A 15,198-nucleotide genomic window follows, 5' to 3' on the forward strand; every position below is an offset into this window, starting at 1 on the left:
TTCCACGCCGACCACCGGGTCGCGATCGCCTGTCCGGCGATGCGACCGCGGTGTCGCGTTCGGTCACTTGATCAGAATGACCGCCTTCGACAGCGTCATGTAGATCCCCCAGAGGATCGGCACACCCACTGCCAGCCAGGCGAGGATGACGGTCGACCGCGATCCACCGCCATGCTGTGCGCTGGTGGCGGCCGTCGTGGCGTCAACGGCAGTCGTCGAGGCCACGCCCTCGGTAACCGGCATGTGGAAGCGGCTTGCCACCGGCTTCACGAACAGGTTCGCGACGAAGCCGACCACGAGCATCGCTGCGAGCATCAGGAAGATCGGCTGATAGACCTGATCGCGCGGGATCCCTGCGGCGATCCGCCCGTCGCGCATGTTGGCGACGAGCAGCGGCCCGACAACGCCCGCGGTCGACCAGGCGGTCAGCAGCCGGCCGTGGATCGCACCGACGAACTTTGTCCCGAATATGTCCGCCAGATAGGCCGGCACGGTCGCGAAGCCGCCGCCATAGGTCGAGGCGAGGATGCAGAAGACGAGGATGAAGAGACCGAGGCTGGTGCCGGCGAGTGCCGGGGCGGCGATACCGTAGAGCACTGCGCTGATCGCCAGGATCACCGCGTAGAGCGGCTTGCGCCCCAGGCGGTCGGAGAACCACGCCCAGAAGAAGCGGCCGCCGATGTTGAACAGGCTGATCGCGCCGACGAACCCGGCGCCGACCGCCGCCGCGGCGACCTTCTGACTGTCGCTGAATGCGGTGAAGAGCACGCCCGGCGCATCGATCAGGCGACCGCCGAAGATCTCCTGGAGCATCGGCGAGGCGACACCGATGATGCCGATCGACGCGGACACGTTGAGCAGCAGGACGATCCAGATGAGCCAGAATTGCGGCGTCTTGTGCGCATCCTTCAGATCGACGTTGAACCGGCTGATCGCTGCCTTCGCATCGGTCGGCGGGGTCCAGCCGGCGGGCTTCCAGCCCTCGGCGGGGACGCGGTAGCCGAGCGCGCCGGCCATCATGAACACGAAATAGATGACCGCGAGGACGAGGAACGTCTGCCAGACGCCGACGCCGGTCGGGCCGGAGAAGTGCTTCATCAGAGAATTGGCGAGGGGGCTGCCGATCATCGCGCCGCCGCCAAAGCCCATGATCGCCATGCCCGTCGCCATGCCGCGCCGGTCGGGAAACCATTTGATCAGCGTCGAGACGGGCGAGATATAGCCGAGACCCAGACCGATGCCGCCGATCACGCCCGAACCGAGCCAGATCAGCCACAACTGGTGCATCGACACGCCGATCGCGCCGATCCCCATCCCGCCGCACCAGCAGAAGGCGGCGACGACGCCGGCCTTGCGCGGACCGGCGCGTTCGAGCCAGCCGCCCCAGATCGCGGCCGCGGCGCCGAGGACGACGAAGAAGAGGGTGTAGGTCCAGACGAGGTCGCTGACCCGCCAGTCGCAGCTGGTGGTCGTCAGCGCCTGGGCCAGCGTCATGCTTTCGCAGACCACCGGATCGGTGATCCCGATCGCGCGCGACAGCGGCAGCCAGAACACGCTGAAGCCATAGGCCATGCCGATGCACAGATGGATGGCGAGCGCGCAGGGCGGCACCAGCCAACGATCAAAGCCCGGCCCTGCTACCGTCCGTGCCCGGTCGAGCAGCCCGCCGGTTGATCCATCCGCCATCATCATCCCCTTCTTATGAAGGGGATGCATGCGGGCGGATGGAGACAAAGGGAAGCCGACTAAGGTCGGGGACGCTGAGTTTTATACAAAAACATCACCCCTGCACGCCGGTCAGGCGTCGAACAGGACCTCGAGCGGCTCGAGATCGGTGATCGTCGCGCGGACCGGTACCCCGGGCAGGATCGGCCCGACGCCCGCGGGGGTGCCGGTGAAGATCAGATCGCCGGGTGCGAGTTCGACCTGACGCGACAGCGCAGCGATGACTTCGGCGATGGACCAGATCATCATCGACAGGTCGCCCGACTGGCGCGGTTCGCCGTCGATCGTCAGCCCGATCGCACCTGTCGCAGGCGGCGCGCCGGGGGTGAGCGCGCCGATCGGGGCGGACCGGTCGAACCCCTTGGCCATGTCCCATGGCCGCCCGGCCGCCTTGGCCGCCGCCTGCAGGTCGCGCCGCGTCAGGTCGATACCGACCGCATGACCGAAGATCTTCGCCGTCGCCTCCGTCGCATCGATGTCCCGCCCGCCCGCGCCCAGCGCGACGACCAGTTCGACCTCGTGATGCAGATCCTGCGTCATGCTCGGATAGGGCAGGGTGCCGCCACCGGGCACGACGGCATCGGCGGGCTTGGAGAAGAAGAAGGGCTGCTGCCGATCGGGATCCGACCCCATTTCGCGCGCGTGGTCGGCGTAATTCTGCCCGACACAGAAGATCCTGCGGACCGGAAACCGTGCCGCGGATCCGACGATCGCGATCGTGGGGGCGGTGACGACGGGAATCTGCATCGGTTTCTCCTTCGATGGGCGCCGACCGCGTGGACCGGGGCGCGGCGCTTTGCAACAGCGTGCGGGATCGTACCGATCGCCCGTGCAGCGGGAACGTCGCGGAGTTCGGCGGGTTTGGATCGGAAACGACAGGAGATCCGCATGTCCACCCAGCCCGTACGATTCGCCCCCTCGGTCGAGACCATCGCCGACGATGAGGCTGAGACGCTGGCGTCGCTCAAGGACAGCTTTCGCGAGATCCTAGAGACCACGTCGCAGGACTATGCGCATGCCGTGCGCGCGGTTCATGCCAAGGCACATGGCATCGCGCGCGGCACGCTGACGATCGCCGACGGCCTGCCCGAAACACTCGCGCAGGGCATTTTCTCACACCCGGGGCGTCATGAGGCGGTGCTGCGCATATCGACGAACGCGGGCGACATTCTCGACGACAGTGTCAGCCTGCCGCGCGGTGTCGCGCTGAAGATCCTCGACGTGCAGGGCGATCGCCTGCCGGGCTCTGAAGGCGAGACGACGCAGGACTTCATCATGGTCAACGCGCCGGTCTTTGCGGCACCCGATCCCAAGGCCTTTTCGAAGAACCTCAAGCTGCTCGCCAAGACGACCGACCGGTTCGACGGTGTGAAGAAGGCGATGTCGGCGACGTTCCGCGTCGTCGAATCCGCGCTGGAAGCGGTCGGGGCGGAGTCTGCGACGCTGAAGACGCTCGGCGGTGCGAAACCCGTTCACCCGCTTGGCGAGACCTATTTCTCGCAGACGCCGCTGCGCTACGGCGACTATATCGCCAAGGTCGCGCTGTTCCCGGTCTCACCCGCGCTGACGCGACTGACCGGCGACACGGTCGACATCACCGCGCGCCCCGATGCGCTGCGCGAGGTCGTGCGCGAGGAGCTGATCGAGCATGGTGGTGTCTGGGAGCTGCGCGTCCAGTTGAACACCGATCTCGACGCGATGCCGATCGAGGACGCGACCGTCGAATGGGATCAGCAGGCGAGCCCGTTCGTCACGGTCGCCACGCTCGAGGTGGCGCCGCAAATCTCCTGGGAACATGGCGTCACCGATCATACCGACGATGCGCTGTCCTACAGCGTGTGGCACGGCGTGGTCGAGCATCAGCCGCTGGGCGGCGTCAATCGCGTCCGCAAGGAGACCTATGAGCTCTCGGCGGGATTCCGCGGGACGTTCAACGGGTGTCCGATGCACCAGCCCAAGACGCTGGCCGAACTTGCCTGACATGGCAGATGTTTCAGGACCTTCGCACACGCTGTTTCACGTCAGCGACGTTCATTTCGGGGCGGAGGATCCGGCAGCGCTCGCCTGGTTCTCCGCCTGTGTCGCGGCGGAGCGGCCCGACGCGGTGATCATGACCGGCGATCTGACGATGCGCGCCACGAAGGAGGAGTTCCAGCGTGGCGGCGACTGGTTGCGCAGCCTCGGCGTGCCCGTCACGCTCGAGGTCGGCAATCACGATATCCCCTATTACTGGGACCCGTTCCGCCGGTTCTTCTCGCCCTATCAGCGTTATGCCGCGGTCGAATCGATGATCGAGAAACCCCTGGAACTGCCCGGGATCACGATCGTCCCGCTCAAGACGACGGCCCGCGCGCAGTGGCGCTGGAACTGGTCGAAAGGGCGTGTCAGCCCGGGGTCGCTGTCGCGCGCGCTGGCGATGATCAAGGATGTGCCGAAGGATCACCTGGTCTTCGTTGCCGCGCACCATCCGCTGATCGAAGGCGGCACGACCGGGACAGCAAAGACCCGCCATGGCGACAGCGCATTGACCGCGCTCGCCGATGCGGGAGCGCATGCCGTGCTGTCAGGTCATGTCCACGACCCCTTCGACATTCCCGTCGAACGCAGCGGCCGGGAGATCCGCATGATCGGTGCCGGCACCCTGTCCAAGCGGACGCGCGGCAGTCCGCCCGCGTTCAACGAGCTGCGGGTCACCGGCCAGCAGCTCCGGACGATCCCGCGAACCATGGGCGAAGCCGCCGGCTGACCCGCCAGGGCGGACGGTTCGACCCGTCCGCCCCGCCAGTCGCCTGAAACGACAAAGGCCGCCGCCCGGATATCCGGACGGCGGCCTTTTCACTGGCGTCTGATTCGCCCCATTACTCCGGCTTGTTCAGATACTCGCCGGCATCCGCATCGGTGCCGGTGCCCGAGGTCACGACTTCGCCAAGCGCGTCGTCCCCCGTGCCGCCGGAGTCGCGCGGCGAGCGGGCGAGTTCGGCGTCATGCTCTTCCTTCGCCGACTTCGGCGCGATGATCGAGGCTTCGGCCATCTTGCGCTGGGCGACGCGCATCGAGGCATCGCGGCTGTTCGCCACGACCCGCAGGCGGTTGAGGCCTGCGCCGGTGCCTGCCGGGATGAGCCGGCCGACGATCACGTTCTCCTTCAGACCCATCAGCATGTCCTGCTTACCCTGAACCGCGGCCTCGGTGAGAACGCGGGTGGTCTCCTGGAACGATGCCGCCGAGATGAAGCTGCGGGTCTGCAGCGACGCCTTGGTGATACCGAGCAGGATGGGCTTGCCCTGTGCACGGGTCTGCTTCTTGTCGAGCTTCTCGTTCGTCGCGTCCATTTCCTCGCGATCGACCTGCTCGCCCTTCAGCAGCGTGGTGTCGCCGCCATCGGTGATCTCGACCTTCTGCAGCATCTGACGAACGATCGTCTCGATGTGCTTGTCGTTGATCTTCACGCCCTGGAGACGATAGACCTCCTGGATTTCCGACACGAGATACTCGGCGAGGGGCTCGATACCCATCGTCTCGAGGATGTCGTGCGGATCGGGCGAGCCGCCGATCAGGTTGTCGCCGCGCTTGACGTAATCGCCTTCCTGCACGTCGATGACCTTCGACTTGGGCACCAGATACTCGACGACGTCGCCGCCATCCTCGGGCTGGATGCCGATCTTGCGCTTCGCCTTGTAATCCTTGCCGAACACGACGCGGCCCGAGATCTTGGCGATGATCGCCGAGTCCTTGGGAATACGCGCCTCGAACAGCTCGGCAACGCGCGGCAGACCACCCGTGATGTCGCGCGTCTTGGCGCTCTCGCGGCTGACGCGGGCCACGACGTCGCCGCCGAACACCTGTGCGCCATCCTCGACCGACAGGGTCGCACCGATTGCCAGCATGTAGCGGCCGGTCTCGCCCGACGTCTCGTCGAGCAGGGTCATGCGCGGACGCAGATCCTCCTTCGACTTGGTCGCCGCACGATATTCGATCACGACGCGCTGGGCGATGCCCGTGGCTTCGTCGGTCTGCTCGGTGAGCGTCTTGCCCTCGATCAGGTCGACATACTTGATCGTGCCCGGGTTCTCCGTGATCACCGGCATGGTGAACGGATCCCACTCGGCCATCCGGTCGCCGCGCGACACGATGTGGCCATCGTCGAACAGCACATATGCGCCGTACGGGATACGATCGACCGAGAGCTCGCGGCCGTCCATGTCGACAATCGCGATTTCACCCGAGCGGCTGAGCACCACGCGACGGCCACGCTGGTCGACGATGATACGCAGATCGCGGAACTGCACCGTACCGTCGGCATGCGCCTCGAGGTTCGACGTTTCGTTGAGCTGCGCTGCACCACCGATGTGGAACGTACGCATGGTCAGCTGCGTGCCCGGCTCACCGATCGACTGCGCGGCGATGACGCCGACAGCTTCACCGATGTTCACCGGCGTACCGCGGGCGAGATCGCGCCCGTAGCACTTGCCGCAGACGCCGATCTTCGACTCGCAGACCAGCGGACTGCGGATCTTGCACGACTGCGTGCCGAGGCCTTCGATCGTCGTGATCATCGGCTCGTCGAGCAGCGTGCCCGACGGGATGATGACCTTGCCGGTCTTCGGATCGGTGATGTCCTCCGCGGTCGTACGACCGAGGATGCGCTCGCCGAGGCTTGCGATCGTCGAACCACCCTGAAGGATCGCCTTCATTTCGAGTGCGCGCGTCGTGCCGCAATCCGGTTCGATGATGACGCAGTCCTGCGACACGTCGACCAGACGACGCGTGAGGTACCCCGAGTTCGCCGTCTTCAACGCCGTATCCGCGAGGCCCTTACGAGCGCCGTGGGTCGAGTTGAAGTATTCAAGGACGGTCAGGCCTTCCTTGAAGTTCGAGATGATCGGCGTCTCGATGATCTCGCCCGACGGCTTGGCCATAAGGCCACGCATACCGGCAAGCTGCTTGATCTGCGCCTGCGAACCACGAGCACCCGAGTGGGCCATCATGTAGATCGAGTTGATCGGCTTTTCACGGCCGGTCTCCGTATCGACCTTCACCGCACGGATCTCGTCCATCATGGCGTTCGCGACCTGGTCACCGCAACGGCTCCAGGCGTCGATCACCTTGTTGTACTTCTCCTGCTGCGTGATCAGACCGTCCTGATACTGCTGCTCGAAGTCCTTCACGAGCGCCTTGGTATCATCGACCAGACCGACCTTCGCGTCCGGAATGATCATGTCGTCCTTGCCGAACGAGATGCCGGCGCGGAACGCGTGGCGGAAGCCGAGCGTCATGATCGCATCGGCGAACAGCACGGTCTCCTTCTGGCCGGTGTGACGATAGACCTCGTCGATCACGTCGCCCACGTCCTTCTTGGTGAGCAGGCGGTTGACGGTGTCGAACGGCACCTTGTGGCTGTGCGGCAGGCACTCGCCGAGCAGCATGCGGCCCGGCGTCGTCTCGTAGCGCTTGAGATACTGCTTGCCGTTCTCATCGGTTTGCGGAACGCGGCTGATGATCTTGCTGTGCAGCGTCACGGCCTGGGCGTTCAGTGCCTGATGCACTTCGGCCATGTCGCCGAGCAGCATGCCCTGGCCCGGCTCGTTCTCCTTCATCATCGACAGATAATAGAGACCCAGCACCATGTCCTGCGACGGCACGATGATCGGCTTGCCGTTGGCGGGCGACAGGATGTTGTTCGTCGACATCATCAGGACGCGCGCTTCGAGCTGCGCTTCGAGCGACAGCGGGACGTGCACGGCCATCTGATCGCCGTCGAAATCGGCGTTGAACGCGGAGCAGACCAGCGGGTGAAGCTGGATCGCCTTGCCCTCGATCAGCACTGGCTCGAACGCCTGGATGCCAAGACGGTGAAGCGTCGGCGCACGGTTGAGCATGACCGGATGCTCGCGGATCACCTCGTCCAGGATGTCCCAGACTTCCTTGCGCTCTTTCTCGACCCACTTCTTCGCCTGCTTCAGGGTCATCGACAGACCCTTCGCGTCGAGACGCGCGTAGATGAACGGCTTGAACAGCTCGAGCGCCATCTTCTTCGGCAGGCCGCACTGGTGCAGCTTGAGCTCAGGCCCGGTCACGATGACCGAACGACCCGAGTAATCGACGCGCTTGCCGAGAAGATTCTGGCGGAAGCGGCCCTGCTTGCCCTTGAGCATGTCGGACAGCGACTTGAGCGGACGCTTGTTGGCGCCCGTGATCGTGCGACCGCGGCGACCATTGTCGAACAGTGCGTCGACGGCCTCCTGCAGCATGCGCTTCTCGTTGCGGACGATGATGTCCGGCGCGCGGAGCTCCATCAGGCGCTTCAAGCGGTTGTTGCGGTTGATCACGCGGCGATACAGATCGTTCAGATCCGACGTCGCGAAACGACCACCGTCCAGAGGCACCAGCGGGCGCAGTTCGGGCGGGATGACCGGCACGACCTCGAGGATCATCCATTCGGGGCGGTTGCCCGAATCGATGAAGCTCTCGACGACCTTCAGCCGCTTGATGATCTTCTTGGGCTTGAGCTCAGACTTGGTGACCGCGAGCTCTTCGAGCAGCGTGGTACGCTCACCCTCGAGATCGAGCGACTCCAGCATGATGCGGACCGCCTCGGCACCGATACCGGCCGAGAACGCGTCCTCGCCATACTGGTCCTGCGCGTCGAGGAGCTCGTCCTCGGTCATCAGCTGATACTTCTCGAGCGGGGTCAGGCCCGGCTCGATGACGATGTACGCCTCGAAGTACAGCACGCGCTCGAGCTGCTTGAGCTGCATGTCGAGCAGCAGGCCGATGCGCGACGGCAGCGACTTCAGGAACCAGATGTGCGCGACCGGGGCGGCGAGCTCGATATGGCCCATGCGCTCGCGGCGGACCTTCGAGACGGTAACCTCGACGCCGCACTTCTCGCAGACGATGCCCTTGTACTTCATGCGCTTGTACTTGCCGCACAGGCACTCGTAATCCTTGATCGGACCGAAGATGCGCGCGCAGAACAGGCCGTCACGCTCGGGCTTGAACGTGCGATAGTTGATGGTCTCGGGCTTCTTGATCTCGCCGAACGACCAGCTGCGGATCTTGTCCGGCGATGCGATGCCGATCTGGATCTGGTCGAACGTCTCGGCCTTGGCGACCGGATTGGCGAAGGGGGTCATTTCGTTCATATATTGATCCTTCCAACTCCCCTCCCGCGAGCGGGAGGGGAAGGGGCCCAAGCTCTTGCTTGGGAAGGGGTGGGCACCCGGTTCGATCTTGGCGCTCCATCACCGGCCGGGAGCCCACCCCCGGCCCCTCCCGGAAGGGCCCCATCAAAGTGCTACTTTGATGGGAACCCGTCGCGGGAGGGGAGCTAGTTCAACCGCGTTACTCCGCCGCGATCTGGATGCCGTCGCTGTCGAAGCCGGGCTCCGACTGCTTCAGGTCCACATTCAGGCCCAGCGAGCGCATTTCCTTGACGAGCACGTTGAAGCTCTCCGGAATGCCCGCCTCGAATGTGTCGTCACCCTTGACGATCGCCTCGTAGACCTTGGTGCGGCCGACCACGTCGTCCGACTTCACCGTGAGCATTTCCTGCAAGGTGTACGCCGCCCCGTAGGCCTGGAGTGCCCAGACCTCCATCTCGCCGAAGCGCTGACCACCGAACTGCGCCTTACCACCCAGCGGCTGCTGCGTGACGAGCGAGTATGGCCCGATCGACCGTGCGTGGATCTTGTCGTCGACCAGATGGTGGAGCTTGAGCATGTAAATGTACCCAACCGTCACCTTGCGATCGAACTTGTCGCCGGTACGTCCGTCGAACAGGTCCGACTGGCCCGACGGGTCGAGACCCGCCAGTTCCAGCATCGCCGACACGTCCGCCTCGCGTGCACCATCGAACACCGGCGTCGCCATCGGCACGCCGCCCTTCAGGTTCTTGGCCAGCTCGATGATCTCGTCACCCGAACGGGCGTCGATCTCTTCGTGATACTGCTCGCCATAGACCGTCTTGAGACGATCGCGGACCGCCTCCGGCATCGCACCGGCCTTGGCCTCCGGATTCTCCTCGCGCCAGGTTTCGAGCGCGTGGGTGATCTGCTGACCCAGACCGCGTGCGGCCCAGCCCAGATGCGTCTCGAAGATCTGCCCGACGTTCATGCGCGACGGCACGCCCAGCGGGTTGAGCACGATATCGACCGGCGTCCCGTCGGCGAGGAACGGCATGTCCTCCGCCGGCAGAATGCGGCTGATGACGCCCTTGTTCCCGTGACGGCCGGCCATCTTGTCGCCCGGCTGCAGCTTGCGCTTCACCGCGACGAACACCTTTACCATCTTCAGCACGCCCGGCGACAGCTCGTCACCACGCTCCAGCTTCTCGCGACGATCGTGGAACTTGTCCGTGATCAGCTTGGCGGCATCGTCATACTGGATCTTGACCGCTTCCAGATCGCTCTGGATCTTGTCGTCGGCGACCGCGAACTTCCACCACTCGTGGCGGTCGACGCTGTCGAGCAGATCCATGTCGATCACGACGCCCTTCTTGACGCCCTTGGGCGCCGAAGTGGCCGTCTGGTCGAGCAGCATCTCGCGAAGACGCGACCAGGTCGCACGGTTCAGGATCGAACGCTCGTCGTCCGAATCCTTCTTCAAGCGCTCGATCTCCTCGCGCTCGATCGCCATCGCGCGCTCGTCCTTGTCGATGCCGTGACGGTTGAAGACGCGAACGTCGACGACCGTACCCGACACGCCCGGCGGCAGGCGAAGCGAGGTGTCGCGCACGTCGCTGGCCTTCTCGCCGAAGATCGCGCGGAGAAGCTTCTCCTCCGGCGTCATCGGCGATTCACCCTTCGGCGTGATCTTGCCCGCGAGAATGTCGCCTGGCTCGACCTCTGCACCGATGTAGACGATGCCCGCTTCGTCGAGGTTGCGAAGCGCTTCCTCGCCGACGTTCGGGATGTCACGCGTGATGTCCTCAGGCCCGAGCTTCGTGTCGCGGGCCATCACCTCGAACTCGTCGATATGGATCGACGTGAACACGTCGTCCTTCACGATCCGCTCGGAGATCAGGATCGAATCCTCGTAGTTGTAGCCGTTCCACGGCATGAACGCGACGAGGCTGTTGCGACCCAGCGCCAGCTCGCCGAACTCGGTCGACGGGCCGTCGGCAAGCACGTCGCCGGCACGGACCACATCGCCCACCTTCACCAGCGGACGCTGGTTGATGCAGGTCGACTGGTTCGAGCGCTGGAACTTCATCAGCGTGTAGATGTCGACGCCCGACTTGCCGGCATCGATCTCGCCGGTTGCACGGATCACGATACGCGCCGCGTCGACCTGATCGACGATGCCCGCACGCTTTGCCGAGATGGCGGCGCCAGAGTCACGCGCGACCGTCTCTTCCATGCCGGTGCCGACGAACGGCGCCTCGGCCTGGACGAGCGGCACGGCCTGACGCTGCATGTTCGAGCCCATCAGCGCGCGGTTGGCGTCATCGTTTTCCAGGAACGGAATGAGCGATGCGGCGACCGAGACGAGCTGCTTCGGGCTGACGTCCATCAAAGTGATGTTGTCGGGCAGCGCCATCAGGAATTCGCCCGCCTGACGCGACGAGACGAGCTCCTCGGTAAAGCCGCCGTCGCCGGTCAGATCGGCGTTGGCCTGCGCGATCGTGTGCTTGGCCTCTTCCATCGCCGACAGGTACACGACGTCGTCGGTCACCTTGTGGTCGACGACCTTGCGGTACGGGGTCTCGATGAAGCCGTACTTATTCACCCGCGAGAAGCTGGCAAGCGAGTTGATCAGACCAATGTTCGGGCCTTCCGGCGTCTCGATCGGGCAGATGCGGCCATAGTGCGTCGGGTGAACGTCGCGGACTTCGAAGCCGGCGCGCTCGCGCGTCAGACCACCCGGTCCAAGGGCCGACACGCGACGCTTGTGGGTGACTTCCGACAGCGGGTTGGTCTGATCCATGAACTGCGACAGCTGCGACGAGCCGAAGAATTCGCGGACCGCGGCAACCGCAGGCTTCGCGTTGATCAGGTCGTTCGGCATGACGGTCGAGACGTCGACCGACGACATGCGCTCCTTCACGGCGCGCTCCATGCGGAGCAGGCCGACGCGATACTGGTTCTCGAGCAGCTCGCCGACCGAACGGACACGACGGTTACCGAGGTTGTCGATATCGTCGATCTCGCCCTTGCCGTCCTTGAGGTTCACGAGCGTCTTGATGACCTCGAGAATGTCCTCGGTGCGCAGCGTCGTGACGGTGTCCTCGACGTCGAGGTCGAGACGCATGTTGAGCTTCACACGGCCCACGGCCGACAGGTCGTAGCGATCCGGATCGAAGAACAGACCCGAGAACAGCGCCTCGGCCGTCTCCAGCGTCGGCGGCTCGCCGGGGCGCATCACGCGGTAGATGTCGGACAGCGCCTGCTCGCGCTCTTCGGCCTTGTCGACCTTGAGCGTGTTGCGGATCCAAGGACCCGTTGCGACGTGATCGATGTCGAGCAGGTCGAGACGCTCGATCCCTGCCTGGTCGAGCAGCTCGAGGTTCTCGGCGGTCACTTCGTCACCGGCTTCGATGTAGATGCGGCCGGTCGACTCGTCGATCAGGTCGTATGCCGAATAGCGGCCGAAGATTTCCTCGGTCGGGATCAGCAGGTCGGTCAGACCGTCCTTGAACGCCTTGTTCGCAGCGCGGGGGCTGATCTTCTGGCCGTTCGGGAACACGACTTCGCCGGTCTTCGCATCGACGATGTCGAACATCGGCTTCTGGCCACGCCAGTTCTCGACCTGGAACGGAACGATCCAGCCACCCTGGCCGCGGACGAACGTCACGCGGTTGTAGAAATAGTTGAGGATCTCTTCCGACGTCATGCCGAGCGCGTAGAGCAGCGCCGTGACGGGCAGCTTGCGCTTGCGATCGATGCGGACGTTGACGATGTCCTTCGCGTCGAACTCGAAATCGAGCCACGAGCCGCGATACGGAATGACGCGGGCAGCGAACAGATACTTGCCCGATGCGTGCGTCTTGCCGCGATCGTGGTCGAACAGGACGCCCGGCGAACGGTGCATCTGGCTGACGATGACGCGCTCGGTGCCGTTGATGAAGAACGTGCCGTTCTCGGTCATGAGCGGCATGTCGCCCATGTACACGTCCTGCTCCTTGATATCGATGACCGACTTGGCCTCGGTATCGGGATCGACCTCGAACGCGGTCAGACGCAGCGTGACGCGCATTGGCGCGGCATAGGTGATCCCGCGCTGGCGGCATTCCTCGACGTCGAATTTCGGCGGCTCAAGAACGTAATCGTCGAAATCGAGATAGGCCGTGCCGGCGAAATCCTGGATCGGGAACACGCTGCGCAGCGTCTTCTCGAGACCCGAGACATGGCCGATCGACTTGTCGGAGCGCAGGAACTGCTCGTAGCTCTCGCGCTGGACTTCGATCAGGTTCGGCATCTGCACGACTTCGTGGATGTTGCCGAAGACCTTGCGGATGCGACGCTTTGCGGTGCCGCCGTCGCGACGCTGCTTGGCAGCGCCCTCGTTGATCGCCTTGGAAGCCATAGGTTATTTGCCCTCAATAAACTGACGGGTCAGCCGTAAATTCGTGCCCGGGAACCCCCGGACGGGGCGTGCAGTAACGCAAAAAGGCCGCGCGCAATCACATGCGGCGGCTTTCGGCGAATGAAACCCCGGCATCCAATACGATCGACATGCTGCGCGACGGCCTGTCATTTCCCGGATGCTGTGGTGAGTGGCTCATATAGGGCGGTGGTCGGCGCTTGTCAAAGCGGTCCGGTCTCGCGCGGAAAATGTCGAAGACGGGATGCCCTCGCGGCCAGGCGAGCGCGGCGCAGCGGCCCGTGGAAAAATAGTTGTAATAAAATCACAATGCCACGCAACGGCTTATTGGGCGATGAGCGACCTGCTGCGGATGCGGCGCTGTTCGCGGGGATGACAGTCCTGACCAGGATTAGTAGATACCAATTGGCTACCGGGATTGAATCCGCCGCACGGCGGGGCCTTGCCGGTGTCGTTCAGCCGTCATTCGTCAGCGTCCACCCTATTGCCGAGTTCACGCCCATGTCGATAGCCGCCCGGTCGGACCCGTCCGCGTGAGCGCCGATCCCAGTCTGGCGCCCCCACCGGGTGCGACGGCCGGTTTCGGCCCGGGGCTGGCAAGCCCGGCCTCTGCTTGTCTGCCTGTGGCGGGCGCTTGTCTGCCTGTGGCGGGGGAGGCACGCGCGGTTCTGCCGCGACTGCTGTTCGTCCATGCCGCCGACGCGGCATCGTGCCAGGCGCATGCCGAGCTTCGGTCGCGGGGCTACTCCGTCGCCTGGATCGGCCATGCGGCGGAGATCGCGGCGGGAACGGCGTTCGCGCCCGACGTCGTGATTGCCGACGCGCAATCGCGGGGCGACGATCTGATCACCGTGCTCGATCAGATCGGGCACGACGGCCGGATCTGCCCGGTGATCGAGTTGCGGCCGCCGGGCGAATATCCGTCCGCCGTCCTCGGCGAGGCGATGATCGGCGAGCATCCGCTCGTCGGGTCGCTCGAGCGGACCTACAAGATCGGCGCACTCACCGCGATCCTCGCGTCGCTCGCGACCGGAACGGGCCGGTCGGAAGACGCTGCGGGCGACCGGCGCATGATCGCGGCGCTGCTTGCAGGATCGCGGCTGCTGCCCAACCTGCATTACGAGTTCCTGCCCAAAATTGACCTGACCACCGATCAGGTTGTTGGCTATGAAGCGCTCGCCCGGCTGCGCAACATCCCGGGTGTGAACCCCGAATGGCTGTTCGCCGCGATGACCGATGCGGGGATCGAGGCGGCAGCGACGATGAAGGCGGTCACCGCCGCGCTCGACCTCTGGCTTGCGCTGAGCGTCGAGCAACGGTCCGCGCCGGTTGCGATCAATTGCAGCCAGGCGGTGCTGGCCGATCCGCTGTTCCAGGCGGCGCTGGGCGATGAACTGCGCCGGCGCGGCGTCGCGTCGAACGGACCGGGACGGGGCGTCCTGATCATCGAGATCACCGAGGATGCCCGGCCGGTCGATACCCAGCGGCTGGTCCGCGACATGAACGGGTTGCGCGATCTGGGCGTGGTGTTCTCGCTCGACGATTTCGGCAAGGGGGCGACGAATTTCGATCGCGTCTTCACTTTGCCGATCGCCGAGCTGAAGATCGACAAGGACTTTTTCGGCCATTGCGCACGCCACGTGCACGAACTCGGCATCCTGCGCGAGGTCGTCCGGTCCTGCCACGCGCGGGGGCTGAGCACGGTCGTCGAGGGGGTCGAGACCGAAGAGCATCTCGCGATCGCACGCGACCTGGGCGCTCGCTGTGCGCAGGGCTTCTACTGGGGCCGGCCGATGGCGGCGGGGAGCTTCGCGCACGTCCGCGTGATCTGAAGGCCAGCAGTTCGCGATGCGGACGTTCATCTGGTCGCCCTCGCGGCGCGGCTCATCGCATGGCGGCTTGCCGCCGCGACCCGTTCGGCCTCCCCGC

The 15,198-nt window shown here is 64.9% G+C and carries 7 protein-coding genes; 3 read left to right on the forward strand and 4 right to left on the reverse strand.

What is annotated here, in order from left to right; all coding sequences use genetic code 11:
* Nucleotides 1-63: 63 nt before the first annotated feature.
* Together IFT71_RS14450 and IFT71_RS14455 are read right to left on the reverse strand one after the other, a co-directional pair.
* Nucleotides 64-1,686: an OFA family MFS transporter gene (locus IFT71_RS14450; protein ID WP_197976158.1), complete on the reverse strand. Its 1,623-nt coding sequence runs from the start codon at nt 1,684-1,686 to the stop codon at nt 64-66.
* 111 nt (nt 1,687-1,797) lie between these two features.
* The gene (locus IFT71_RS14455; protein WP_192141715.1) at nt 1,798-2,472 is read right to left on the reverse strand and encodes a fumarylacetoacetate hydrolase family protein; all 675 of its coding nucleotides are present in this window, start codon (nt 2,470-2,472) and stop codon (nt 1,798-1,800) included.
* 141 nt (nt 2,473-2,613) lie between these two features.
* Between IFT71_RS14455 and IFT71_RS14460 the strand changes: the two genes are divergently transcribed.
* Nucleotides 2,614-3,705, forward strand: coding sequence for a catalase family protein (locus tag IFT71_RS14460; protein WP_192141717.1), 1,092 nt, complete (start codon nt 2,614-2,616; stop codon nt 3,703-3,705).
* 1 nt (nt 3,706) lies between these two features.
* A complete protein-coding gene (locus IFT71_RS14465) occupies nt 3,707-4,471 on the forward strand; it encodes a metallophosphoesterase family protein (RefSeq protein WP_192141719.1) in 765 nt (254 codons plus the stop codon).
* 112 nt (nt 4,472-4,583) lie between these two features.
* Here IFT71_RS14465 and rpoC read toward each other — a convergent pair whose 3' ends face one another.
* A complete protein-coding gene (gene rpoC / locus IFT71_RS14470; protein WP_031393739.1) occupies nt 4,584-8,870 on the reverse strand; it encodes a DNA-directed RNA polymerase subunit beta' in 4,287 nt (1,428 codons plus the stop codon).
* A gap of 199 nt (nt 8,871-9,069) precedes the next feature.
* Nucleotides 9,070-13,251, reverse strand: coding sequence for a DNA-directed RNA polymerase subunit beta (gene rpoB / locus IFT71_RS14475; RefSeq protein ID WP_031393738.1), 4,182 nt, complete (start codon nt 13,249-13,251; stop codon nt 9,070-9,072).
* A gap of 662 nt (nt 13,252-13,913) precedes the next feature.
* Between rpoB and IFT71_RS21880 the strand changes: the two genes are divergently transcribed.
* Entirely contained in the window at nt 13,914-15,101 is a 1,188-nt protein-coding gene (locus tag IFT71_RS21880; RefSeq protein ID WP_192141721.1) for an EAL domain-containing protein, read from the forward strand.
* Nucleotides 15,102-15,198 lie beyond the last annotated feature (97 nt).

Origin of the sequence: Sphingomonas sp. CFBP 13733, from assembly GCF_014841795.1 — a bacterium.
Taxonomy (GTDB): domain Bacteria; phylum Pseudomonadota; class Alphaproteobacteria; order Sphingomonadales; family Sphingomonadaceae; genus Sphingomonas; species Sphingomonas aerolata.

Coding starts and splice junctions, on each gene's coding strand:
- rpoB (WP_031393738.1), bottom strand. CDS start 13,251: ATGGCTTCCAAGGCGATCAACGAGGGCGCTGCCAAGCAGCGTCGCGAC.
- IFT71_RS14465 (WP_192141719.1), top strand. CDS start 3,707: ATGGCAGATGTTTCAGGACCTTCGCACACGCTGTTTCACGTCAGCGAC.
- IFT71_RS14450 (WP_197976158.1), bottom strand. CDS start 1,686: ATGGCGGATGGATCAACCGGCGGGCTGCTCGACCGGGCACGGACGGTA.
- IFT71_RS14455 (WP_192141715.1), bottom strand. CDS start 2,472: ATGCAGATTCCCGTCGTCACCGCCCCCACGATCGCGATCGTCGGATCC.
- rpoC (WP_031393739.1), bottom strand. CDS start 8,870: ATGAACGAAATGACCCCCTTCGCCAATCCGGTCGCCAAGGCCGAGACG.
- IFT71_RS14460 (WP_192141717.1), top strand. CDS start 2,614: ATGTCCACCCAGCCCGTACGATTCGCCCCCTCGGTCGAGACCATCGCC.